The organism is Streptomyces noursei (assembly GCF_001646665.1).
GTDB lineage: Bacteria > Actinomycetota > Actinomycetes > Streptomycetales > Streptomycetaceae > Streptomyces > Streptomyces lavendulocolor.
In genome coordinates, this window is record NZ_LWBU01000011.1 from 235,156 (window position 1) to 257,895 (window position 22,740).

The following is a 22,740-nucleotide window of genomic DNA, read 5'->3' on the forward strand; positions in this document are numbered from 1 at the left end:
TGTCTTCCACCGCGCCGGGCCGTCTCCTGTCGCGTCCGCCCGTTCCCTGCCGCGCCCGGCTCGCCGTACCCGGCCGTCTTCCGCCGCGCCGCGCTGTCTTCCGCCGTACCCGGCCGTCTCCTCCCGTGCCCGGACGCTGCCTGCCCGCTAGCCGACCGTCTCCAGGTCGACGTCCCCACGGGGGACGTCCCGGGCGTCCGCGTCGATCGAGCGGCGCAGCGCCTCGTGCAGCCGGGCCGGGGTCAGCACACCGAGGAAACGCCCCCGCTCCGCGCGGTCGATGACGGCGATCCAGCCGGCGTCGTGCTGGAGCATCGTCGCGAAGGCCTGCTTCAGCGAGGCGCCGACGGGCAGCCACGCCTCCATGCGGCGGGCGTGGTCACCGACGGTCCCCGTGCCGCGGGCGGCCTGCTCGGCGGAGATCCAGCCGTGCAGGTTGTCGTCCCGGTCCAGTACGACGGCCCAGCGCGAGCCCAGCTCGCGGGGGAGGGCGTCGTCGAGGTGGACGACCGGCGGCTGCTCCAGGTCGCCCGGCTCGACGGGGGTCACGGACAGCCTCTTGAGGCCGCGGTCCGCGCCGACGAAGTCGGCGACGTACGGGGTCGCCGGGGCGCCCAGCACGGTGGCCGGGGCGTCGAACTGCTCGATCCTGCCCTGCCCGTAGACGGCGATGCGGTCGCCGAGCCGGACGGCCTCCTCGATGTCGTGGGTGACGAAGAGGACCGTCTTGCGCACCTCCGACTGGAGTTTGAGGAACTCGCTCTGCAGGTGCTCGCGCACCACCGGGTCGACCGCGCCGAACGGCTCGTCCATCAGCAGGACGGGCGGGTCGGCGGCCAGGGCGCGGGCGACGCCGACGCGCTGGCGCTGGCCGCCGGAGAGCTGCTCGGGGTAGCGGTCGCCGTGGACGCGGGGGTCGAGGCCGACGAGCGCGAGGAGTTCGGCGGCGCGGGCGCGGGCGGCGGAGCGTTTGACGCCGAGCAGGTGAGGGACGGTCGCGGTGTTCTCCAGCACGGTCTTGTGGGGGAAGAGGCCCACCTGCTGGATGACGTAGCCGATCCGGCGGCGCAGCCGCACCGGGTCCACGTCGGCTATGTCCTGGCCGTCGACGAATATCCGGCCCTCGGTCGGCTCGATCAGCCGGTTGACCATCTTCATCGTGGTGGTCTTGCCGCAGCCGGACGGTCCGACGAGCGTGACCAGTTCGCCCTCGGCCACCTCGAACGACAGGTCGTCGACGGCGGTCGTGCCGTCCGCGTACCGCTTGGTCACGCGCTCGAATCGGATCATGCGTCCCATTGTGGCCGCAGCGGCCGTCCGGTGTGTGAAGGCCGTGTTGCCGGCCTGTGGTGACCGGCGCCGATTGTCGGTGGGCGGGGTTAGGGTCGTGGTGGTTCGAACACCGGGCCGAGTCGGTCGGGGCGGGGCGGAGTGCGCGTCCGAACGCCGGGTACGGATGCCCGGGGACCGACTGCCGGTCCGGACCGGGTGCCCGTCGTGGGCCCGGGGTCCGGGTGCGGGATCGGGTGTCCGGCGCGGGCCGGGCGGACGTGAGTGAGCGGGGAGGAGGGGGCGGGTGAGTGCCGTGGTGAGCGCTGCCGGGTGTCTGGCGGCGAACGACTGGATCTGCGGTGAGTACGTGCGCTCCCGCGCCCAGGAGTTGACCGACGCCACCGTCGAGCATGTGTGGATCACCGCCGTGTCGGTGCTGATCGGGCTGGTCGTGGCCTTCCCGCTGGCGCTGCTCGTCCGTGCCCGCCCACGCTTCGCGGCCCCCGTCCTCGGACTCACCACCGTGCTGTACGCGATCCCGTCGCTGGCCATGTTCTCGCTGCTGCTGCCGCTGTTCGGCCTGTCCGCCGCCCTGGTGGTGACCGGGCTCGTGCTGTACTCGCTGACCATCCTCGTCCGGAACATCCTGGCCGGGCTGGCCTCGGTGCCCGAGGAGGCGCGGGAGGCCGCGCGCGGGATGGGGTACGGCCCCGGCCGGCTGCTGTGGGAGGTCGAACTGCCGCTGGCGCTGCCCGCGGTGATGGCGGGCGTGCGGATGGCGACGGTGTCGACCGTCGCGCTGACCACGGTCGGGGCCCTGGTGGACCACGGCGGCCTGGGCACCCTCATCACGACCGGGCTGAAGAGCTTCTTCAAGGCGCAGGTGCTCACCGCGTCCGTGCTGTGCGTCCTGCTCGCGGTCACCGCCGACCTGCTGCTCCTGGCGCTGCAGCGGTTCCTCACCCCGTGGACCCGTCCGGCCCGCACGCCGGGCACGCTCATACGCAAGGCCGGGTGAGCGATGGGCGCGGTGACCGAGGCGTGGACCTGGCTGACGACCGGGGCCAACTGGCAGGGGGAGAGCGGGGTGTGGCACCGGCTGGCCGAGCACCTGTGGTTCAGCGGCGTGTGCCTGGTCGTCTCGTGCCTGATCGCCCTGCCGCTCGCGCTGTGGCTCGGGCACATCGGCCGGGGCGGCGCGCTGGCCGTCAACATCTCCAACGCGGGCCGTGCGGTGCCCACCCTGGCGGTGCTGGTGCTGCTGACGCTCACGCCGCTGGGCCGGCAGGGCGCCCTGCCGACGATCATCGCGCTCGTGCTGTTCGCCGTGCCGCCGCTGCTCACCAACGCGTACGTCGGCATGCGCGAGGTGGACCGCTCGGTGGTCGAGGCGGCCCGGGGCATGGGGATGTCGGGCGGCCAGGTGTTCGCCCGGGTGGAACTGCCCCTCGCGTACCCGATGGTGATGACGGGCCTGCGGTCGGCGACCGTGCAGGTCATCGCCACCGCCACACTCGCCGCGATGGCGGGTGAGGGCGGGCTCGGCCGGATCATCACCGCCGGGTTCAACAGGAATGACACCGCGCAGGTGGTCGCCGGGGCGCTGGTGGTGGGCGCGCTCGCCCTGCTGGCCGAGGGCCTGCTGGTGGCGGTGGGCCGGGCGTTCGACCCCATGCGCGCGACCCGGCGGGCGCACTGACCGATGAACGGCAAGCAGCGGGACCGGATGGAGAACGTGATGAGCAGGACCTCGGCGATGGCGGGTGCGGTACTGGGCGTGGTGGCGCTCACGGGCGGGCTGGCCGCGTGCGGCGGTGGCGAGAGCCTGGAGGAGCGCGGCGGAGCGGACACCTCCGCGGCCAAGGGCAGCGGTGGCAAGGGCACGCTGGTCGTCGGATCGGCCGGATTCACCGAGGCCAATGTCCTGGCGGAGCTGTACGCCCAGGTGCTGAGGGACGCCGGTTACTCGACCTCCGTCAAGACCGTGGAGAACCGGGAACTGTACGAACCGTCCCTGGAGAAGGGCGAGATCGACGTCGTACCGGAATACGCGGCTACGCTTGCGGAATTCCTGAACGCGAAGGTGAACGGCCCGAAGGCGGTCGAGGAGAAGCCGGTCGCCTCCAGTGATGTGACCGCCACCGTGACGGCGCTGGAGAAGCTCGCCGGCCCGCGCGGTCTGAAGGTGCTTCCGGCCGGTGAGGCGGTGGATCAGAACGCCTTCGCCGTGACCAGGGAATTCGCCGACAAGAACAAGCTCAGGACGCTTTCGGATCTCGGCGCCTCGAAGCTGAAAGTCCGGATCGCGGCCGGTGACGAGTGCGAGATACGGCCGTTCTGCGCACCCGGGCTGAAGAAGACGTACGGAATCGATGTCACGGGCATCGACCCCAAGGGCGTGGGCACGCCCCAGGCCAAGCAGGCCGTGAAGGACGGCACCGACCAGCTCGTCCTGACCACGACGACCGACGCGACCCTGGACGCCTTCGGGCTGGTGCTCCTGGAGGACGACAAGAAGCTCCAGAACGCCGACAACGTCCTTCCCGTCGTCAATGCGAAGGACGCGGGTTCCCCGGAGATAGCCGCCGCCCTCAACAAGATCACCAAGGCGCTCAGCACCGAGGATCTGGTCGAGTTGAACAAGAAGGTGGACGCCGAGCGGGCAAAGCCGGCGGACGTGGCCAAGGCCTACCTGGAGTCCGAGGGACTGATCGGGAAGTAACCCGGGAAGGCCGGCCGGACCGGTGGTCCGGCCGGCCGGCAAGCCCTGGTGACGCCGTTTCGGATCACGAGGCCGAAACATTGCCGTACCGACCCCCCATATGGCCCCTACGCACGGTAAATTTCAGGCCATGCCACGTGGACGCCACCGCCATTCCCCACCCCTGCACCGGCTTCTGCCCCCTTCCGCGGTAGCCGGAGCGGCCGTCCTGTGCGCCGGTGGCGCCTGGCTCCTCTCCGATCCGCTCGCCCTGCGGGTCCTGACCGCCGCCGCGGCCGCCGCGGCGGTCACCGGCGCGGTCCTGATGCGCAGCTGGGACCGCGCGGCCGGCCGCCGCGTCGCCGAACTGACCCGGGCCCGGGCCGGCGACCAGTGGCGCACCGAGGAGCGCCTGGCCGAGCTGGAGACCGACCTCGAGGAGTCGCGCGAACTGCGCGCCAAGCTCGACGCCAGGCTGCGGGCCAAGCGGGTCGAACTGGCCGCGCTGCGGAACGAGCACGCGGAGCTGCTGCGCCGGTACGCGACCGCCGAGACGGAGCGGGCCAGCGCGCTGGAGGGCCGCCGGCAGCTCGCCCTGGAGGCCGCCACCCCCAGCCGGGCACTGCCCGCCGGCACCTCCACGCCCACGCCGGCCGCCTACCTCCAGGCCGCCCGCGCCCTGGAGAGCCTCACGCGCAACGCCGCCGAGCAGGAGGCCAGGCGCACCACCGAGGAGGCCCGGCGCCGCGACCGGGCCGAGCGCGCCCGTGAGGCGGACGAGCCGCAGGGGAAGCACGCGGCGGTCGCCGAGCGGCAGCACGACCGCCCGTCGGCCGCCGCCCCCTCCGTCCGCGGCGCCTCCGCGATGCGCCCGGTGCCGCCGGCCGCCGCGATCGTGCCGTCCACCGAGCAGCGCCGCCCGGCGCCCCGCCTCCTGGGCGGCTTCGACTTCTTCGGCACGGGCGGCGCGAAGACCCCCGCCGCCATCGAGGCCGTGCAGGACGAGGACCTCGCGGACGTCGTGGGCGAGGAGGCGCTGGCCGTGCGGCGCGGGGAGGAGCGCGCGGTCGGCAAGGTCATTGACCTGACCGCGCACGACGAGACCGAGCAGCTCGACGTGGTGGAGCTGCGGCGCGACGCGGTGTCCTGACCGGCCTCCGGTCACCGTCCGGACGCTGACCGGCCTCCGGTCACTGTCCGGACGCCGGTCACTGTCCGCGCCGCCGCCCTACTTGTCGATGTCGCCGACCACGAAGAAGAACGAGCCCAGGATCGCCACCATGTCGGCGACCAGCGTGCCCGGCAGCAGCTCGACCAGCGCCTGGATGTTGTTGAAGGACGCCGAGCGCAGCTTGAGGCGGTACGGCGTCTTGTCGCCCTTGGAGACCAGGTAGTAGCCGTTGAGGCCGAGCGGGTTCTCGGTCCAGGCGTACGTGTGGCCCTCGGGCGCCTTGAGCACCTTCGGCAGCCGCTGGTTGATCGGGCCGGGCGGCAGCTCGGCCAGCCGGTCCAGGCAGGCGTCGGCGAGGTCCAGCGAGTTGTGGGTCTGCCCCAGCAGGCACTCGAAGCGCGCCAGGCAGTCGCCCTCGGTACGGGTGACGACCTCCAGGGCGTCCTGGAGCTCGCCGTACGCCAGATACGGCTCGTCGCGGCGCAGGTCGAAGTCGACGCCGGAGGCGCGGGCGATCGGGCCGCTGACCCCGTACGCGTGCACGGTCGCGGGGGGCAGGACGCCGACGCCCCGGGTGCGGCCGCGGAAGATCTCGTTGCCGAGGACGAGGCGGTCGTACACGTCCATGCGGGAGCGGACCTCGGCCACCGCGCCGCGGGCCCGGCCGAGCCAGCCCGCCGGCAGGTCCTCCTTCAGCCCGCCGACCCGGTTGAACATGTAGTGCATCCGGCCGCCGGAGACCTCCTCCATGACGTGCTGGAGGTCCTCCCGCTCGCGGAAGGCGTGGAAGATCGGGGTGATGCCGCCCAGTTCGAGGGGGTAGGAGCCGAGGAACATCAGGTGGTTGAGGACCCGGTTCAGCTCGGCGAGCAGCGTGCGGGTCCACACGGCCCGCTCCGGCACCTCCATGCCGAGCATCCGCTCGACGGCCATGACGACGCCCAGCTCGTTGGAGAACGCCGACAGCCAGTCGTGGCGGTTGGCCAGCATGATGATCTGGCGGTAGTCGCGCGCCTCGAAGAGCTTCTCGGCCCCGCGGTGCATGTAGCCGACGACCGGCTCGGCGTGCCGGATCACCTCGCCGTCCAGGACGAGCCGGAGGCGCAGCACGCCGTGCGTGGAGGGGTGCTGGGGTCCGATGTTCAGCACCATGTCGGTGCTTTCCGCGGCACCGCCGATGCCGACCGTGGTCTCCGTCATGCCGGACAGTATCCCTCCCCGGGCACCCGCTGGAGCAGCCAGGTGAAGTCCCCGAGCCCGCCCCGCGCGGTCAGCTCGGCGGCCTGGCCGGCACGCGCGAGCGCCCGTACGTATCCGGCGGGATCCGTCCGGGCCGTCTCGATCGGCGGCCGCCCGCCGCTGACGCCGAGCCGCCGCAGCGCCTCCCGCTGGGTGACCAGCCGCGTGCCGTACGGGAGGAGGCCGGACCGCCCCGGGGACGGGGCGTCCGCCGAGGTGCCGCCCACCGCCTCCGTGCCGCCCGCCGCGCCCGTGCCGCCCACCGGGCCGGTGCCGCCCGCCTCCGCACCGCCCGCCTCCGCACCGCCGCTCGCCGCCGCGCAGGCGTCCAGGGCCACGTGGGCCGTGATGTCGCACGTCCCGTCCGGCACCGGGGGCACCTCGCGGCCCGCGCGGAAGCCGGTGAGCGTGCCGAACGGGGGCCGGGCGCCCGCCGTGTGTGCGTAGTCCACCGCCACCGCCAGGCCCGCCGCCAGCGTGCCGGTCGCCCGGGCCCACGCCTCGTCGCGCGACCGGCCGATCTCGGCGCGCTCGCCCGGCTCCCGCAGCGGCCACCAGCGGGCCAGCCACGCCGCGTCCGCGCCCGCCACCGGCGCGCCCAGCCGCTCCGTGCCGTCGGGCGCCACCTCCACGTACCGGTCCGTGCCCGACCCGTCCCGCTCCGCCACGTCCACCGGGACGTTGTCCAGCCACTCGTTCGCGAACAGCAGCCCCCGCACCCCCGCCGGCGGCTCGGCCACCCACGCGACGCGCGGGTCGAGCCCCTCGGGCGGAGCGGCGCGCTCGACGGCGTACGCCCGTACGCGCAGCCCCGCCGGCACGGCCGAGAGCACGCCGCTCAGCAGCTCGCCCCGCCCCGCGCCCATGTCCACCACCGCGACGTCGTCCGTGCCCAGCTCCGCCGCGACCTCCGCCAGCAGCCGGGCCACCGCCCCGGCGAACAGCGGCGAGGCGTGCACCGAGGTGCGGAAGTGCCCCGCCGGTCCCTCGGGCCGCAGGAAGAAGCCGCCGGGCCCGTACAGCGCCGTCTCCATGGCCGCCCGCCAGCCGCGCCAGGGCCCCGATCGACCGGTGTCATCATTCACGGGCACCAGTCTCCACCTTGCGGAGTATGCCTCCGCCGCCTGGATCGGCCCTCCGGTTGACCCATGCACCTATCCGGTTTCCCTACGCTGGGTCACGTGCAGCGCCTTTATGACTTCCTCCGCAGACACCCCACGGGCGTCGACAGTTTCTGGGCTGTGATGCTCCTGGGGTTCTCCATGCTGTGGGTGGTCCAGGAGCCCGTGGGAGCCGACCCCCGCCCCGCGGCGGCCGGCGTCGTCCTGCTGCTCTGCCTGGCGCTCGCGCTGCGCCGCCGCGCGCCCGAGAAGATGCTGCTGCTCGTCGCGGGCATCGGGGTCGCCCAGCTCGCGCTCGACATCCACACCAACCCGGCCGACTTCGCCATGCTCGTGGTGATCTACACGGTCGCGGCGCAGGGCGACAGCCCCCGGTGGGCGTCCCGGCTCGCGCTCCTCGGGGGCGTGAGCGCGGCGCCGCTCGCCCAGCTGCGCTGGCCCCCCGAGAACGTCTCGACCGCCGGCAAGGTCTTCTTCACCGTCGTGATGACCGTGCCGTTCGTGCTCGCCTGGGTGCTCGGGGACTCGATGCGCACCCGCCGCGCCTACTTCGACCAGCTGGAGGAGCGGGCCTCCCGGCTGGAGCGGGAGCGCGAGGCGCAGGCCAAGGTCGCCGTCGCCGCCGAGCGTGCCCGCATCGCCCGCGAACTGCACGACGTCGTCGCCCACAACGTGTCCGTCATGGTCGTCCAGGCCGACGGTGCCGCCTACGTCCTGGACGCCTCCCCCGAGCAGGCGAAACAGGCCCTGGAGACCATCTCCGGCACCGGCCGCCAGGCCCTCGCCGAGATGCGCCGGCTGCTGGGCATCCTGCGCACCGGGGAGCCGCAGGACTCCGAGGACTACGTGCCCCAGCCCGACGTCCAGCAGATCGAGCACCTGGTCGAGCAGGTCCGCGCCGCGGGCCTCACCGTCGACTTCAAGGTCGAGGGCACCGCGCGCCCCCTGCCCAGCGGCGTCGAACTCACCGCGTACCGCATCGTCCAGGAGGCGCTGACCAACACCCGCAAGCACGGCGGTCCGGACGCCGGGGCGAGCGTGCGGCTGGTGTACTTCGACGACGGCCTGGGCCTGCTGGTCGAGGACGACGGCCGCGGCGCGGCGCACGAACTGTACGAGGACGGCGGCGCCGACGGCCGGGGCCACGGCCTGATCGGCATGCGCGAGCGGGTCGGTATGGTCGGCGGCACCCTGGACGCCGGCCCCCGGCCGGGCGGCGGCTTCCGGATCAGCGCCCTGCTCCCCCTCAAGCCCGCCCACTGACACCGAGCCCGCCCGACCCCCCCCGAGCCCGCCCACCGCCCCGTGAGGAACCGCATGTCCATCCGCGTGATGCTCGTCGACGACCAGGTGCTGCTGCGCACCGGCTTCCGCATGGTGCTCGCCGCCCAGCCGGACATGGAGGTCGTGGCGGAGGCGGGCGACGGGGCGGAGGCCATCGAGATCCTCCGCTCCACGGCCGTGGACGTGGTCCTGATGGACGTCCGCATGCCGAGGCTCGACGGCGTCGAGGCGACCCGCCGCATCTGCGCCGCCCCGCAGCCGCCGAAGGTCCTCATCCTCACCACCTTCGACCTCGACGAGTACGCGTTCTCGGGGCTGAAGGCGGGCGCCAGCGGCTTCATGCTGAAGGACGTGCCCCCGGGCGAGCTGCTCAGCGCGATCCGCTCCGTGCACAGCGGCGACGCGGTCGTCGCGCCGTCGACCACCCGGCGCCTCCTGGACCGCTTCTCGCCGATGCTCCCGGTCACCGGCAGCGAGCCGCGCGACAAGACGCTGGAGAAGCTGACCGAACGGGAGCGGGAGGTGATGATGCTGGTCGCCCAGGGCCTGTCGAACGGGGAGATCGCGGCCCGGCTGGTGCTGTCGGAGGCCACGGTCAAGACCCATGTGGGCCGCATCCTCACCAAGCTGGCGCTCCGCGACCGCGTCCAGGTCGTGGTCCTCGCCTACGAGACGGGCCTCGTCCGGGCCGGCGGCGGAAACGTGTAGCGGCGGCTGGACCGGGCACCGGCGCCCCGCACGCGCCACTCCCTAGCGCAGGACCGTCTCCAGGAAGTCGCTGCCGATGCGGGCCACCGCGGCCACGTCCAGCTGGTGCAGCACGTACCGGCCGCGGCGCCGGGTCGTCACCAGGGAGGCCTTCTTGAGCACGGCCAGGTGGCGGGAGACCTCCGGCGAGGTGATGCCGTACGTCTCGGCCAGCTCGCCCGTCGTGTACGCGGCGCGCGCCAGCTGCCGGCACATCCGCATCCGCATGGGGTGGGCCAGGGCGTCCATGCGCAGCTGGAGCAGCTCCACGGAGGCCGGGCCGGGCAGCTCGGGGGCGCCGACCGGGTAGTGGACGACGGGGCGCCAGCCCGGGGCGTGCAGCACCATCAGATGGGGCCAGCCGAAGCTGGACGGCACGAACGTCACACCCGCCCCGACGGCGGGGTCGGCGGCGGTGGTCCGGCCGTTGGCGAGCTTGTCCACCTCGATGCGCTGCTGGGCGCCGCCGTCCTCGGAGAGCCCCAGCGTCACGGCGGGCGAGACCGCCCGGAGCGTCTCGGGCAGCCCCTTGCGGCGCAGCAGCTCCGTCTTGTGCCGGGCGTCCGCGGCGAGCGCGGGCGCGACCCTGCGCCAGGTGTCGGCGAAGAACGCCCGGTCGCAGTCCTCGAACAGCCGGCGCAGCCAGGCCCGTACGCCGGCGGGGTCGGCCAGCAGGCGGCGCGTGAAGTCCAGCTGCTTGGGCCCCCGGTTGGCGGCCAGCTCCAGGGCCCGCTCCGTGCGGACGGGGCCGCCGATCGCGTACTGCTCGGAGCAGGTGAACTCCAGTGCCGCGGTGACGAACCGGTCCTCGTCCAGCCGGTCCAGCAGGTCCAGCTCGTCGGCGAGGGTGGCGCCGGTGCGGCCGTCGCCGCCGCGGATGCCGGCGTACGGCATGAAGACGTCCGAGAAGCTGGTCGTCCAGAGGAAGTTCGCCTCGTGCAGCCGGTCGGCCAGGTCGGGCTTGAGGGCGGCGGAGGTGGCGGTCGCCCAGCCGTGCAGGCCCGGGTGGTGGCCGGGTTCGGCCAGCGCGTGCAGCGCCACGCCCAGCTCGGCGAGGGGCGACGGCTCGAAGACGATGCGTTCGGGCGGCAGGCCCGTGATGTCGATGATCACGCTCACGCCCCCATGGTGAGGGGTGCGGCGGCGGACCTCGCGCCGATTGACGGGCCTCGTCAATCCACGCGCCGGTGCCGGACGGGCGGGCGGAGGGTGGGACGCATGAACGCCCTGCACCAGCACATGATCGACGCCTACCGGGCCGCCCGGCACGGCGAGGAGCCCCCGCCGCCCCCCGGCCGCGACGACCTGGCGGCCCTCCGGGCGGCCCGCGACCACCACCTGCGCCGCTCCCGCGCGGGGGACCGGTCCACAGGCTGTGGACAGGGAGGTAGCCCCGCGTAACGCTGGCGTAGCATGACGAGAAATCGTCCGGTACCCCCCGCGGACTGGAACGGAAGGCCGTCGACGCGTGAACGCACCCGCACAACCCCGCCCCGCCCGGCTCTCCGTCGGCGTCGTCGGCGCCGGCCGGGTAGGACCCGCCCTCGCCGCCGCGCTGCGGCTCGCCGGGCACCGCCCCGTGGCCGTCTCCGGCGTGTCCGACGCGTCCCGCCGCCGCGCCGCCGAGCTGCTGCCGGACGTCCCGCTGGTGCCGCCCGCCCAGGTCCTGGAGCGCGCCGAGCTGGTGCTGCTCACCGTCCCGGACGACGCCCTGCCCGGCCTGGTCCAGGGGCTGGCCGAGACCGGCGCCGTACGCCCCGGGCAGCTGCTGGTCCACACCTCCGGGCGGTACGGCACGGCGGTGCTCGACCCCGCCCGCCGGGCCGGCGCCCTCCCGCTCGCCCTGCACCCGGCGATGACGTTCACCGGCACGAGCGTCGACGTCGACCGGCTCGCCGGGTGCTCGTTCGGCGTCACGGCCCCCGAGGAGCTGCGGCTGGCCGCCGAGGCCCTGGTGATCGAGATGGGCGGCGAGCCCGAGTGGATCGAGGAAGCGGCCCGCCCGCTCTACCACGCGGCCCTCGCCCTGGGGGCGAACCACCTGGTCACCCTGGTCGCCCAGTCCATGGAGCTGCTCCGGCAGGCCGGCGTCGCCGCCCCGGACCGGATGCTCGGTCCGCTCCTGGGCGCGGCCCTGGACAACGCCCTGCGCTCGGGTGACGCCGCCCTGACCGGCCCCGTCGCCCGCGGTGACGCGGGCACCGTCGCCGCGCACGTGGCGGAGCTGCGCAAGCACGCGCCCGCCACCGTCGCCGGGTACCTGGCCATGGCCCGTACGACCGCGGACCGCGCACTCGCGCACGGACTGCTCAAGCCGGAGCTCGCGGAGGACCTGCTCGGCGTCCTCGCGGACGGCTCCGCCGGCCCGGGCGGCCCCACCGGCCCCACCGACACCGACCGACCCACCGGCCCCACCGACCCCAGCAGTCCGGGCGGACCCGCCGGGCCGGAAGGAGACAGCGGCCGATGAGCACCGCCTTCGAACTGATCCCCACGCGCGAGGACCTCGAGTACGTCCTCGATCACTTCGCCCCCCGCGGCCGCACCGCCGTCGTGATGACCATGGGCGCCCTCCACGAGGGCCACGCCACCCTGGTCCGCGCCGCCCGCGAGCACGTCGGCCGCGACGGCTACGTCCTGGTGACCGTGTTCGTCAATCCGCTGCAGTTCGGCGCGGGCGAGGACCTCGACCGCTACCCGCGCACCCTGGAAGCGGACCTCGCGACCGCCGAGCGGGCGGGCGCCGACGCCGTGTTCGCCCCGTCCGCCGACGAGGTCTACCCGGGCGGGCAGCCCCAGGTGCGGATCACCGCCGGCCCCATGGGGGAGCGGCTGGAGGGCGCCTCGCGCCCCGGCCACTTCGACGGCATGCTCACCGTCGTCGCCAAGCTGCTGCACCTCACCCGCCCCGACGTGGCGTTCTTCGGCCAGAAGGATGCCCAGCAGCTCGCCCTGATCCGGCGCATGGTGCGCGACCTGAACTTCCCGGTCGAGATCGTCGGCGTGCCGACGGTCCGCGAGCCCGACGGCCTGGCCCTGTCCAGCCGCAACCGGTACCTCTCGCACCGCGAGCGCCGTACGGCCCTCGCCCTGTCGGCCGCCCTGTTCGCCGCCCGCGACCGGCTCGCCGCCCAGACGGCGCTGCTGGCCCGCGCCGAGACGCTGCCCGCCTCCGAGGGCCGCGCCGAGGCCCTGTCCCGGATCGGCGAGGCCCGTGCCGCGGCCGACGCCCACGCGGTGGCGGCGGCCGTCCCGGGCGGCGGCGCCCACGCGGTTCGGGCGGCGGCCCGCGCGGTACTCGACGAGGCGGCGAAGGCCGACCCGCCGCTGCTCCTGGACTACGTGGCGCTGGTGGACCCCGCCGACTTCACCGACGTCCCCGACGACCACACCGGCGAGGCGGTCCTCGCCGTCGCCGCGAAGGTCGGCACCACCCGGCTGATCGACAACCTCCCCCTCACCTTCGGAGCCCCCGCATGACCGGCATACGCCTCCAGGCCCCCGCCCCCGGCTGGTCGATCGACGCCGACGTCGTCGTCGTCGGCTCCGGGGTCGCGGGCCTGACCGCCGCACTGCGCTGCACGGCCGCCGGGCTGCGTACCGTCGTCGTCACCAAGGCCCGCCTGGACGACGGCTCCACCCGGTGGGCGCAGGGCGGCATCGCGGCGGCCCTGGGCGAGGGCGACACCCCCGAGCAGCACCTCGACGACACCCTGGTCGCCGGCGCGGGCCTGTGCGACGAGGAGGCCGTACGCCTGCTGGTCACCGAGGGCCCCGACGCGGTGCGCCGCCTGATCGAGACCGGCGCCCGGTTCGACACCGACGCCTCCGGCACCATCGAGCTCACCCGCGAGGGCGGCCACCACCGCCGCCGCATCGCCCACGCGGGCGGCGACGCGACGGGCGCCGAGATCTCCCGCGCGCTCGTCGACGCGGTGCGCGACCGTGCCGTGCGCACCATCGAGAACGCGCTGGTCCTGGACCTGCTCACCGACTCCGAGGGCCGCACGGCCGGCGTCACCCTGCACGTCATGGGCGAGGGCCAGCACGACGGCGTCGGCGCCGTGCACGCCCCCGCCGTGGTCCTCGCCACCGGCGGCATGGGCCAGGTCTTCTCCGCGACGACCAACCCGGCCGTCTCCACCGGCGACGGCGTCGCCCTCGCGCTGCGGGCCGGCGCCGAGGTCAGCGACCTGGAGTTCGTCCAGTTCCACCCGACGGTCCTCTTCCTCGGCCCGGACGCCGAGGGACAGCAGCCCCTCGTCTCCGAGGCGGTACGCGGCGAGGGCGCCCACCTGGTCGACGCGGACGGCGTCCGGTTCATGGTGGGGCAGCACGAGCTGGCCGAGCTGGCCCCGCGCGACATCGTCGCCAAGGGCATCATGCGCCGCATGCGCGAGCAGGGCGCCCGCCACATGTACCTCGACGCCCGCCACTTCGGGGCCGCCATGTGGGAGTCCCGCTTCCCCACGATCCTCGCCGCCTGCCGCGCCCACGGCATCGACCCGGTGACGCAGCCCATCCCCGTTGCGCCGGCCGCCCACTACGCCTCCGGCGGCGTCCGCACCGACCTGCACGGCCGCACGACCGTCCCCGGGCTGTACGCGTGCGGCGAGGTGGCCTGCACGGGCGTCCACGGCGCCAACCGGCTGGCGTCCAACTCGCTCCTGGAGGGCCTGGTCTTCGCCGAGCGCATCGCCGACGACATCGCCGCCTCCCCGGCGCGGGCCGGCGCCCCCGTCGCGCACCCGGCACCCCGCCCCCTGCCGCTCCTGGACCCCGCCGCCCGCGCCCGCGTCCAGCACGTCATGACCGCCGGCGCCGGGGTGCTGCGGTCCGCCGCGAGCCTCGCGGAGGCCGCGGACGCCCTGGATGCGGTGCACGCCGAGGCGCTGAACGACGCCGGCAAGGCCGCCGAGCCGGGCGTCGAGTCCTGGGAGACCACCAACCTGCTCTGCGTGGCCCGCGTGCTGGTGGCGGCCGCCCGGCGCCGCGAGGAGACCCGCGGCTGCCACTGGCGCGAGGACCGCCCCGACCGCGACGACACCGCCTGGCGCCGCCACCTGGTGGTGCGCCTCGGCCCGGACCGGGCCCTGGACGTCCGGCCCACCGACACCCAAGACTTCCCCCCGACCGACGCCGACGCCCCCAGGGAGCCGTAACCGTGAGCACGCCCGAAGAACGCCCGCAGCCCGTGGACGTACCCCTGATCAACATCAGCGCCCCGGCCGGCCAGGCCGTCGGCGGCTGCGGCGACGGGTGCGGCTGCGGTGGCGACGACGAGGTGTACGAGTGCGGGCTCGACCCGGCGCTCGCCGCGCTTCTGGTGAACGCCGGCCTCGACCCCGTGCTCGTCGAGGACGTGGCGTACCGCGCCATCGAGGAGGACCTGGACGGCGGGGTGGACGTGACGTCCGCCGCGACCGTCCCCGAGGACGCCGTCGCGACCGGTGACTTCACCGCGCGCGAGGCGGGCGTCGTCGCCGGCATCCACGTCGCCGAGGCGATCCTGTCGGTCGTCTGCACCGAGGAGTTCGCGGTCGAGCGGCACGTGGCGGACGGCGACCGCGTCGAGGCGGGCCAGAAGCTGCTGTCGGTCACCACCCGCACCCGCGACCTGCTCACCGGCGAGCGCAGCGCGCTGAACATCATGTGCCGCCTGTCCGGCATCGCCACCGCCACGCGCGCGTGGGCGGACGCCCTGGAGGGGTACAAGGCGCGGGTCCGCGACACCCGCAAGACCACGCCCGGCCTGCGCTCCCTGGAGAAGTACGCGGTCCGCTGCGGCGGCGGCGTCAACCACCGCATGTCGCTGTCCGACGCGGCGCTCGTCAAGGACAACCACGTGATCGCCGCGGGCGGCGTCGCCCAGGCCTTCAAGGCCGTACGGGAGGCCTTCCCCGAGGTGCCGATCGAGGTCGAGGTGGACACCCTGCACCAGGTCCGCGAGGTCCTGGACGCGGGTGCCGACCTGATCCTGCTGGACAACTTCACGCCCGCGGAGACGGAGGAGGCCGTCACGCTCGTCGCGGGACGGGCCGTGCTGGAGTCCTCGGGCCGCCTGACGCTGGAGAACGCCGCCGCGTACGCCGCGACCGGCGTCGACTACCTGGCGGTGGGCGCCCTCACCCACTCGTCCCCGATCCTCGACATCGGCCTCGACCTGCGAGAGGCGGAGCAGGGCTGATGCTGCTCACGATCGACGCGGGCAACACCCACACGGTCCTGGGCCTGTTCGACGGCGCGGAGATCGTCGAGCACTGGCGCATCTCCACCGACGCGCGCCGCACCGCCGACGAGCTGGCCGTCCTCCTCCAGGGCCTGATGGGGATGCACCCGCTGCTCGGCGACGAGCTGGGCGACGGCATCGACGGCATCGCGATCTGCTCGACGGTCCCGTCCGTGCTCCACGAGCTGCGCGAGGTCACCCGGCGGTACTACGGCGACGTCCCGGCCGTCCTCGTCGAGCCGGGCATCAAGACGGGTGTGCCGATCCTGACGGACAACCCCAAGGAGGTCGGCGCCGACCGCATCGTGAACGCGGTCGCGGCGAACGAGCTGTACGGCGGTCCGGCGATCGTCGTGGACTTCGGTACGGCGACGACGTTCGACCCGATCAGCGTGCGCGGCGAGTACATCGGCGGGGTGATCGCCCCGGGCATCGAGATCTCCGTCGAGGCGCTCGGCGTCAAGGGCGCCCAGCTCCGCAAGATCGAACTGGCCCGCCCGCGGAGCGTGATCGGCAAGAACACGGTCGAGGCCATGCAGGCGGGCATCGTCTACGGCTTCGCCGGCCAGGTCGACGGCATCGTCAGCCGTATGAAGCGCGAGCTCGTCGGCCGGGACGGCGACCCCTCGGACGTACGGGTCATCGCCACGGGCGGGCTGGCGCCGATGGTCCTCGGCGAGGCCAAGGAGATCGACGAGCACGAGCCGTGGCTGACGCTGATCGGCCTGCGCCTGGTCTACGAGCGCAACGTCTCCCGCATGTGACACCGCACGCCGCCCGACGTCCCCGCATGTGACACCGCACGCCGCCCGACGTCCCCGCATGTGACACCGCCCCGCCCGCCGGCGGTCCTCCCCGCCCGCCGGGGGTCGGGCAGGCCGGGCGGGCCGTGCGCAACGCGCCCACAGGCATCCGTTAAACGAATTTTGTCTGATTAGACCGTATTGTCATGCCATGCCCACGCCCTACGGATCCCGCGGCGGCCTGGCGTTCGGCGCAGACGAGCTGCGTGTGCTCCGACGCGCCCTCGCCCATGCCCTCCACCCCACGCCCCTCGACGACGAAGACGTGCAGGACTGCCTGCGACTCGCCGGCTCCGTGGACGAGGCCGTCCGCGAAGCCGGCCGGATGCGGGCCTTCCTCCTCGCCGACCTCGCCCGGTACCGCGACGCGCTGCCCGGCTCGGCGGCCGGGTACCTGGAACTGCTCCAGGACGCCCTCGCCGCCGGCTACGACCCCCGCCCCGAGGATCTGGCGGCCCTCCGCGGCCTCAGCGGCAGCCCCGTCGGCGCCGCCCTCCTGGCGCGGTGCCGGACGCTGGCCGAGCACTCCGTGCGGGCCCGGCTGGCCGGACGGCACGTCGCCCCCGCACCGCGCACCCGGCTGCTGGCCCTCCCCGGCGGGCGCGCCGCCGCGGCGGACGAGCCCGAGCCGCGCCCGGCGAAGCCCGCCCCGGGGCCGGCGCCCACCCCGCCGCCGTCCGACCGCCCGGTGCCCAAGCCCTCCGAGGTGTTCCCGCCCCGCCGCCGCCCCGCCGCGCCCCCGCCCGAGGAACGCGCCGCCGGCTAGCTACCCTGGATCCATGGAATACGTATCCGCGCTCCTGCCCCCCGTGGTGATGGCCGCCTTCTTCACCGCGCTCGTGGTGACGATCGTCAAGAGCCAGGGCGGCCCGAACAAGGCCAAGGAGGACGCGGTCGTGGACGCGGCGTTCGCCCGCGCCGAGGCCACCCGCCAGGCGGACGGCAGCGCCGAGCCCAGCGGCGCCTGACCGCTCGCTCCCGCACCCGCACCGCACCCGTACCAGCGCCGAGGGCGTACGACCCACCCGTCGTACGCCCTTTTTGCTCCGTCAATAGCCAGTTATTCGGACATCTCCCACTATGGTGAAGATGTGCCCCGTCAATTGGGAGAGCTGGAAGACGCCGTCATGACGCGCGTCTGGCAATGGAACCGGCCCGTCACCGTCCGGGAAGTCCTGGAGGATCTCCAGCAGGAACGGTCCATCGCCTACACGACCGTCATGACCGTAATGGACAATCTCCATCAGAAGGGCTGGGTGCGCCGGGAAGTCTCGGGCCGCGCCTATCGATATACGGCGGTCTCCACCCGCGCCGCCTACTCGGCCGCACTGATGAACGAGGCCTGGTCGAAGAGCGACAACCCCGCCGCCGCACTCGTGGCCTTCTTCGGCATGATGTCCGCGGAGCAACGCGAGGCCCTCAACGACGCGGTCCGCATCGTCCAGCGGGACACCCCCGAACAGGGCGGCGAAGAACCGCGGGAAGAACCGCGGGAAGAACCGTCGGCGGGCGAGGCCGCCGAGGGGGAGGCGGGGGCGGGGCGATAACGTCCAGCCATGCCGTCCTCCTCCTCCCCGTCCCCCGAGCTCCCGCCTCCCGGACCGGCGAAAGCCGTGACCGTGCGCCGGGCCCGGACCAGTGATGTGCAGGCGATCCGCCGGCTCGTCGATCCGTACGTCACCGAAGGCATCCTGCTCGACAAAGCACCCGTGACGCTTTACGAGGACATCCAGGAGTTCTGGGTCGCGGAACGCGACCAGGACGGCACCGTCGTCGGCTGCGGCGCACTGCACGTGATGTGGGAAGACCTCGCCGAAGTGCGCACTCTCGCCGTCGATCCCGACTTCACGGGCGCCGGCATCGGGCATCACGTGCTCGACAAGTTGCTGCACACCGCCCGCTGGCTCGGCGTCCGCAGGGTTTTCTGCCTGACCTTCGAAGTCGACTTCTTCGCGAAGCACGGCTTCGTCGAGATCGGTGAGACCCCGGTCGACGGAGATGTCTACACCGAGCTGCTCCGTTCCTATGACGAGGGCGTCGCCGAGTTCCTCGGTCTCGAACGAGTGAAGCCGAACACCTTGGGCAACAGCCGGATGCTTCTGCATCTGTGATCTGCCGATCCCCGATCCCGGCACCCTATGTCCGAATCGCGCATGTTTCCCGCTCTCCCGGGGATCTGAACCTCTCCCAGGGGTTTGTGTTTTCCAGGGAAAAGCGGTTTCCTTTCCGCGTACTGCATTTTCGATGAAAGGAAATCCGGTGGCACAGAAGGTTCAGGTCCTTCTTGTCGACGACCTCGACGGCGGCGAGGCGGACGAGACGGTGACGTTCGCTCTGGACGGCAAGACCTACGAGATCGACCTCACCACCGCCAATGCGGACAAGCTTCGTGGGCTGCTCGAGCCGTACACCAAGAGCGGCCGTCGCACCGGTGGCCGTTCCTCGGCCGGGCGGGGCAAGGGCCGTGCCGCGACGAGCGGCAGCCCCGACACCGCGAAGATCCGCGCGTGGGCCAAGGAGAACGGTTACAACGTGAACGACCGCGGCCGCGTCCCCGCCGACATCAAGCAGGCCTACGAGGACGCCAACCGCTGAGTGCGGTACGCACCCAGCAGCCGGACCCGGTGGCATTCCGATGCCGCCGCGTCCACGAGCCGCACCAGGCAGGGGGCGCCGGCGCCGCCCGCCACGGCGGACACGGCCGCGAGTGTCGGCTCCACCTCGCGCCCGGGCTCGGGGGGGCGCAGCCACGAGACGGCGTCGGGCGAGCCGGATCCGCTCCATCCTGGGGGAACAGGAGCGGCCATCCGGTCACCGGCGCCCAGGGCCACCAGGTCCAGGGCGATCCCGCCCCAGTCCAGCCAGTCGAGCAGCCCCGGCAGCTCGTCCGCGGACCCCGCGGCCACCAGCAGCCGCATCCTGCTCCCCGCGAGGGCGACCGGCCACCGGCCCCCGAGCCGCCCCAGCACGGCGAACCCGGCCGCGGCCGGCAGCTCGAGGACGTCGAAGCGCAGCCCCGTGAGCAGCTCCACCGGACCGCCGGCGTCCCCGCGCGCGGTGGCCCAGCCCAGCTCGTGCGCGTACCACCGCGCGACACCCTCGCCGTCGAACGGTGAACGGGGTGCCGGGAGGGGAAGGGTGAACGCCATGACCGGGGAACTCGTCACCCGCGCTCCGGGTTACGCAGGGCGTCCGTGCGAACACTCTCCGTGTTTTCCAGGGGTACGCGCGAAGGCATGGCCGAGCGCAAGGGTGTTCGCCCGTAGCTGAGGGAACCGGGGTGTGCCGCATGGAGTGTCCGTGCTTACGGGTAAGACATTCCTAGTGAGGAGGGGCGACACGCAGGATCGGGCGGTCTCACGTTCGCCATCGGCGTACTGCCGTTGAGGGTAAGTGCCTGGCCTGCGGGAACATCGTCTCGGACCATTGGGTTGGAGCATTTGTCGGCGTTCGGGTCAGGAGGCCAGAGACGGGTGTCGGCAGTTGGAATGAGCGGTCCCCGCTTGCGGGACTAAGCTGCGGAAGGACAGGGAGGGGACCGACCCCTTACTGCCTGACCGCTCTGAGGAGCGATTAACGATGTTCGAGAGGTTCACCGACCGCGCGCGGCGGGTTGTCGTCCTGGCTCAGGAAGAAGCCCGGATGCTCAACCACAACTACATCGGCACCGAGCACATCCTCCTGGGCCTTATCCACGAGGGTGAGGGTGTCGCCGCTAAGGCCCTGGAGAGCCTCGGGATTTCGCTCGAGGCGGTCCGCCAGCAGGTGGAGGAGATCATCGGCCAGGGCCAGCAGGCCCCGTCCGGGCACATCCCCTTCACGCCCCGTGCCAAGAAGGTCCTGGAGCTGTCGCTCCGCGAGGCCCTTCAGCTCGGCCACAACTACATCGGCACCGAGCACATCCTGCTCGGCCTGATCCGCGAGGGCGAGGGCGTCGCCGCCCAGGTCCTCGTGAAGCTGGGCGCCGATCTCAACCGGGTGCGGCAGCAGGTCATCCAGCTGCTCTCCGGCTACCAGGGCAAGGAAGCCGCCACCGCCGGTGGCCCTGCCGAGGGCACCCCCTCCACGTCCCTGGTCCTCGACCAGTTCGGCCGCAACCTCACCCAGGCCGCCCGTGAGTCCAAGCTCGACCCGGTCATCGGGCGCGAGAAGGAGATCGAGCGGGTCATGCAGGTGCTGTCCCGCCGGACCAAGAACAACCCGGTCCTCATCGGCGAGCCCGGCGTCGGCAAGACGGCGGTCGTCGAGGGCCTGGCGCAGGCCATCGTCAAGGGCGAGGTGCCCGAGACCCTCAAGGACAAGCACCTCTACACCCTGGACCTCGGCGCCCTCGTCGCCGGCTCCCGGTACCGCGGTGACTTCGAGGAGCGCCTGAAGAAGGTCCTCAAGGAGATCCGCACCCGCGGCGACATCATCCTGTTCATCGACGAGCTCCACACCCTGGTGGGTGCGGGCGCCGCCGAGGGCGCGATCGACGCGGCCAGCATCCTCAAGCCGATGCTCGCCCGCGGCGAGCTGCAGACCATCGGTGCCACGACGCTGGACGAGTACCGCAAGTACCTGGAGAAGGACGCGGCCCTGGAGCGCCGCTTCCAGCCCATCCAGGTCGCGGAGCCGTCGCTGCCGCACACCATCGAGATCCTCAAGGGTCTGCGCGACCGCTACGAGGCCCACCACCGCGTCTCCATCACGGACGAGGCGCTGGTCCAGGCCGCCACCCTGGCCGACCGGTACATCTCGGACCGCTTCCTCCCGGACAAGGCGATCGACCTGATCGACGAGGCCGGCTCCCGGATGCGCATCCGCCGGATGACCGCGCCGCCGGACCTCCGCGAGTTCGACGAGAAGATCGCCGGTGTCCGCCGGGACAAGGAGTCCGCGATCGACTCCCAGGACTTCGAGAAGGCGGCGTCTCTCCGCGACAAGGAGAAGCAGCTGCTGGCGGCGAAGGCCAAGCGGGAGAAGGAGTGGAAGGCCGGCGACATGGACGTCGTCGCCGAGGTCGACGGCGAGCTGATCGCCGAGGTCCTCGCGACCGCCACCGGCATCCCGGTCTTCAAGCTCACGGAGGAGGAGTCCTCCCGCCTGCTCCGCATGGAGGACGAGCTCCACAAGCGCGTCATCGGGCAGAAGGACGCCATCAAGGCCCTCTCGCAGGCGATCCGCCGTACGCGCGCCGGCCTGAAGGACCCCAAGCGCCCCGGTGGCTCGTTCATCTTCGCCGGCCCGTCCGGTGTCGGTAAGACCGAGCTGTCCAAGACGCTCGCCGAATTCCTCTTCGGCGACGAGGACGCGATGATCTCCCTCGACATGTCGGAGTTCAGCGAGAAGCACACGGTTTCCCGTCTCTTCGGTTCCCCGCCCGGATACGTGGGTTACGAAGAGGGCGGCCAGCTCACCGAGAAGGTCCGCCGGAAGCCGTTCTCCGTCGTCCTCTTCGACGAGGTCGAGAAGGCCCACCCCGATATCTTCAATTCCCTTCTCCAGATCCTGGAGGACGGTCGCCTGACCGACTCCCAGGGCCGGGTCGTGGACTTCAAGAACACGGTCATCATCATGACGACCAACCTCGGGACCCGGGACATCTCCAAGGGTTTCAACCTGGGCTTCGCGGCACAGGGCGACGTCAAGACCGGCTACGACCGGATGAAGGCGAAGGTCAACGAAGAGCTGAAGCAGCACTTCCGGCCCGAGTTCCTCAACCGAGTCGACGACACGGTCGTCTTCCACCAGCTCAGCCAGGAAGACATCATCCAGATCGTCGACCTGATGATCGCCAAGGTGGACGAGCGCCTGAAGGACCGCGACATGGGCATCGAGCTCAGCGGTTCCGCCAAGGAGCTCCTCGCCAAGCACGGCTACGACCCCGTGATGGGCGCCCGGCCGCTGCGCCGGACGATCCAGCGCGAGATCGAGGACATCCTGTCGGAGAAGATCCTCTTCGGCGAGCTGCGCCCCGGTCACATCGTGGTGGTCGACACCGAGGGCGAGGGTGCGGAGAAGAAGTTCACCTTCCGCGGCGAGGAGAAGTCCGCCCTGCCGGACGTCCCCCCGATCGAGCAGGCCGCCGGCGGCGCCGGTCCGAACCTGTCGAAGGACGCGTAAGCGGTAACCTCCGCTGACTGAAGGGTCTGCCCCGGGCGAGAACGCCCGGGGCAGACCCTTGTCGCTTT

At 72.9% G+C, this 22,740-nt stretch carries 23 protein-coding genes; 18 read left to right on the forward strand and 5 right to left on the reverse strand.

Features of this window, described 5'->3' with window-relative positions; all coding sequences use genetic code 11:
* Positions 1-147 precede the first annotated feature (147 nt).
* Positions 148-1,290 (reverse strand): ABC transporter ATP-binding protein, encoded by a 1,143-nt coding sequence (locus tag A4V12_RS01870; RefSeq protein ID WP_064067433.1) that lies wholly within the window; start codon positions 1,288-1,290, stop codon positions 148-150.
* A 298-nt stretch (positions 1,291-1,588) separates the two neighbouring features.
* Between A4V12_RS01870 and A4V12_RS01875 the strand changes: the two genes are divergently transcribed.
* The 4 genes from A4V12_RS01875 (at position 1,589) to A4V12_RS01890 (ending at position 5,123) form a co-directional block, all read left to right on the forward strand.
* Positions 1,589-2,290: an ABC transporter permease gene (locus A4V12_RS01875; protein WP_064067434.1), complete on the forward strand. Its 702-nt coding sequence runs from the start codon at positions 1,589-1,591 to the stop codon at positions 2,288-2,290.
* A 3-nt stretch (positions 2,291-2,293) separates the two neighbouring features.
* Positions 2,294-2,971, forward strand: a complete 678-nt coding sequence (locus A4V12_RS01880) for an ABC transporter permease (RefSeq protein ID WP_064067368.1) — start codon at positions 2,294-2,296, stop codon at positions 2,969-2,971.
* Positions 2,972-3,010: 39 nt separating this feature from the next.
* Complete coding sequence (locus A4V12_RS01885; RefSeq protein WP_064067435.1) at positions 3,011-3,994, forward strand: ABC transporter substrate-binding protein; 984 nt, start codon at positions 3,011-3,013, stop codon at positions 3,992-3,994.
* 130 nt (positions 3,995-4,124) lie between these two features.
* Complete coding sequence (locus A4V12_RS01890; protein ID WP_199831199.1) at positions 4,125-5,123, forward strand: hypothetical protein; 999 nt, start codon at positions 4,125-4,127, stop codon at positions 5,121-5,123.
* Between the two features lie 78 nt (positions 5,124-5,201).
* Here the strand turns inward: A4V12_RS01890 and A4V12_RS01895 are convergent, their stop codons facing one another.
* Complete coding sequence (locus A4V12_RS01895; RefSeq protein ID WP_064067369.1) at positions 5,202-6,344, reverse strand: NADH-quinone oxidoreductase subunit D; 1,143 nt, start codon at positions 6,342-6,344, stop codon at positions 5,202-5,204.
* Complete coding sequence (locus A4V12_RS01900) at positions 6,341-7,417, reverse strand: SAM-dependent methyltransferase (protein WP_079136731.1); 1,077 nt, start codon at positions 7,415-7,417, stop codon at positions 6,341-6,343. Before A4V12_RS01900 ends, A4V12_RS01895 begins: the two co-directional genes overlap by 4 nt.
* Positions 7,418-7,564: 147 nt before the next feature.
* Here A4V12_RS01900 and A4V12_RS01905 point away from each other — a divergent pair, with 147 nt between their 5' ends.
* Positions 7,565-8,767, forward strand: a complete 1,203-nt coding sequence (locus A4V12_RS01905; RefSeq protein ID WP_079136732.1) for a sensor histidine kinase — start codon at positions 7,565-7,567, stop codon at positions 8,765-8,767.
* Between the two features lie 54 nt (positions 8,768-8,821).
* Positions 8,822-9,496, forward strand: a complete 675-nt coding sequence (locus A4V12_RS01910) for a response regulator (protein ID WP_064067371.1) — start codon at positions 8,822-8,824, stop codon at positions 9,494-9,496.
* 42 nt (positions 9,497-9,538) lie between these two features.
* Here A4V12_RS01910 and A4V12_RS01915 read toward each other — a convergent pair whose 3' ends face one another.
* Positions 9,539-10,648: a DUF5937 family protein gene (locus A4V12_RS01915; protein WP_064067372.1), complete on the reverse strand. Its 1,110-nt coding sequence runs from the start codon at positions 10,646-10,648 to the stop codon at positions 9,539-9,541.
* Between the two features lie 105 nt (positions 10,649-10,753).
* Here A4V12_RS01915 and A4V12_RS01920 point away from each other — a divergent pair, with 105 nt between their 5' ends.
* The 11 genes from A4V12_RS01920 (at position 10,754) to A4V12_RS01970 (ending at position 19,162) form a co-directional block, all read left to right on the forward strand.
* The gene (locus A4V12_RS01920) at positions 10,754-10,936 is read left to right on the forward strand and encodes a hypothetical protein (RefSeq protein ID WP_064067373.1); all 183 of its coding nucleotides are present in this window, start codon (positions 10,754-10,756) and stop codon (positions 10,934-10,936) included.
* A gap of 67 nt (positions 10,937-11,003) precedes the next feature.
* A complete protein-coding gene (locus A4V12_RS01925; protein WP_064067374.1) occupies positions 11,004-12,005 on the forward strand; it encodes a Rossmann-like and DUF2520 domain-containing protein in 1,002 nt (333 codons plus the stop codon).
* On the forward strand, positions 12,002-13,015 hold the full coding sequence (panC, locus tag A4V12_RS01930) for a pantoate--beta-alanine ligase (RefSeq protein WP_064067375.1): 1,014 nt from the start codon (positions 12,002-12,004) through the stop codon (positions 13,013-13,015). Before A4V12_RS01925 ends, panC begins: the two co-directional genes overlap by 4 nt.
* A complete protein-coding gene (locus A4V12_RS01935; RefSeq protein WP_064067376.1) occupies positions 13,012-14,697 on the forward strand; it encodes an L-aspartate oxidase in 1,686 nt (561 codons plus the stop codon). The genes panC and A4V12_RS01935 overlap by 4 nt, the downstream gene beginning before the upstream one ends.
* A gap of 2 nt (positions 14,698-14,699) precedes the next feature.
* Positions 14,700-15,722: a carboxylating nicotinate-nucleotide diphosphorylase gene (nadC, locus tag A4V12_RS01940; RefSeq protein ID WP_064067377.1), complete on the forward strand. Its 1,023-nt coding sequence runs from the start codon at positions 14,700-14,702 to the stop codon at positions 15,720-15,722.
* Positions 15,722-16,528, forward strand: a complete 807-nt coding sequence (locus A4V12_RS01945; protein ID WP_064067378.1) for a type III pantothenate kinase — start codon at positions 15,722-15,724, stop codon at positions 16,526-16,528. Before nadC ends, A4V12_RS01945 begins: the two co-directional genes overlap by 1 nt.
* Before the next feature lie 220 nt (positions 16,529-16,748).
* Positions 16,749-17,333, forward strand: a complete 585-nt coding sequence (locus tag A4V12_RS01950; protein ID WP_064067438.1) for a hypothetical protein — start codon at positions 16,749-16,751, stop codon at positions 17,331-17,333.
* A gap of 13 nt (positions 17,334-17,346) precedes the next feature.
* Positions 17,347-17,535, forward strand: a complete 189-nt coding sequence (locus A4V12_RS01955; protein WP_064067379.1) for a hypothetical protein — start codon at positions 17,347-17,349, stop codon at positions 17,533-17,535.
* Between the two features lie 123 nt (positions 17,536-17,658).
* Positions 17,659-18,114: a BlaI/MecI/CopY family transcriptional regulator gene (locus tag A4V12_RS01960; protein WP_079136733.1), complete on the forward strand. Its 456-nt coding sequence runs from the start codon at positions 17,659-17,661 to the stop codon at positions 18,112-18,114.
* Between the two features lie 9 nt (positions 18,115-18,123).
* Complete coding sequence (locus A4V12_RS01965; RefSeq protein ID WP_079136734.1) at positions 18,124-18,678, forward strand: amino-acid N-acetyltransferase; 555 nt, start codon at positions 18,124-18,126, stop codon at positions 18,676-18,678.
* A gap of 148 nt (positions 18,679-18,826) precedes the next feature.
* Positions 18,827-19,162: a histone-like nucleoid-structuring protein Lsr2 gene (locus A4V12_RS01970; RefSeq protein WP_064067382.1), complete on the forward strand. Its 336-nt coding sequence runs from the start codon at positions 18,827-18,829 to the stop codon at positions 19,160-19,162.
* Here the strand turns inward: A4V12_RS01970 and A4V12_RS01975 are convergent.
* Positions 19,141-19,716, reverse strand: coding sequence for an SCO3374 family protein (locus tag A4V12_RS01975; protein WP_064067383.1), 576 nt, complete (start codon positions 19,714-19,716; stop codon positions 19,141-19,143). The genes A4V12_RS01970 and A4V12_RS01975 overlap by 22 nt on opposite strands.
* 430 nt (positions 19,717-20,146) lie before the next feature.
* On the opposite strand from A4V12_RS01975, the gene A4V12_RS01980 reads away from it, so the two are divergent.
* Positions 20,147-22,672, forward strand: a complete 2,526-nt coding sequence (locus A4V12_RS01980; protein ID WP_064067384.1) for an ATP-dependent Clp protease ATP-binding subunit — start codon at positions 20,147-20,149, stop codon at positions 22,670-22,672.
* Positions 22,673-22,740 lie beyond the last annotated feature (68 nt).

Coding starts and splice junctions, on each gene's coding strand:
- A4V12_RS01870 (WP_064067433.1), bottom strand. CDS start 1,290: ATGATCCGATTCGAGCGCGTGACCAAGCGGTACGCGGACGGCACGACC.
- A4V12_RS01880 (WP_064067368.1), top strand. CDS start 2,294: ATGGGCGCGGTGACCGAGGCGTGGACCTGGCTGACGACCGGGGCCAAC.
- A4V12_RS01885 (WP_064067435.1), top strand. CDS start 3,011: ATGAGCAGGACCTCGGCGATGGCGGGTGCGGTACTGGGCGTGGTGGCG.
- A4V12_RS01890 (WP_199831199.1), top strand. CDS start 4,125: ATGCCACGTGGACGCCACCGCCATTCCCCACCCCTGCACCGGCTTCTG.
- A4V12_RS01895 (WP_064067369.1), bottom strand. CDS start 6,344: ATGACGGAGACCACGGTCGGCATCGGCGGTGCCGCGGAAAGCACCGAC.
- A4V12_RS01900 (WP_079136731.1), bottom strand. CDS start 7,417: ATGGAGACGGCGCTGTACGGGCCCGGCGGCTTCTTCCTGCGGCCCGAG.
- A4V12_RS01910 (WP_064067371.1), top strand. CDS start 8,822: ATGTCCATCCGCGTGATGCTCGTCGACGACCAGGTGCTGCTGCGCACC.
- A4V12_RS01920 (WP_064067373.1), top strand. CDS start 10,754: ATGAACGCCCTGCACCAGCACATGATCGACGCCTACCGGGCCGCCCGG.
- panC (WP_064067375.1), top strand. CDS start 12,002: ATGAGCACCGCCTTCGAACTGATCCCCACGCGCGAGGACCTCGAGTAC.
- A4V12_RS01935 (WP_064067376.1), top strand. CDS start 13,012: ATGACCGGCATACGCCTCCAGGCCCCCGCCCCCGGCTGGTCGATCGAC.
- A4V12_RS01945 (WP_064067378.1), top strand. CDS start 15,722: ATGCTGCTCACGATCGACGCGGGCAACACCCACACGGTCCTGGGCCTG.
- A4V12_RS01955 (WP_064067379.1), top strand. CDS start 17,347: ATGGAATACGTATCCGCGCTCCTGCCCCCCGTGGTGATGGCCGCCTTC.
- A4V12_RS01965 (WP_079136734.1), top strand. CDS start 18,124: ATGCCGTCCTCCTCCTCCCCGTCCCCCGAGCTCCCGCCTCCCGGACCG.
- A4V12_RS01975 (WP_064067383.1), bottom strand. CDS start 19,716: ATGGCGTTCACCCTTCCCCTCCCGGCACCCCGTTCACCGTTCGACGGC.
- A4V12_RS01980 (WP_064067384.1), top strand. CDS start 20,147: ATGTTCGAGAGGTTCACCGACCGCGCGCGGCGGGTTGTCGTCCTGGCT.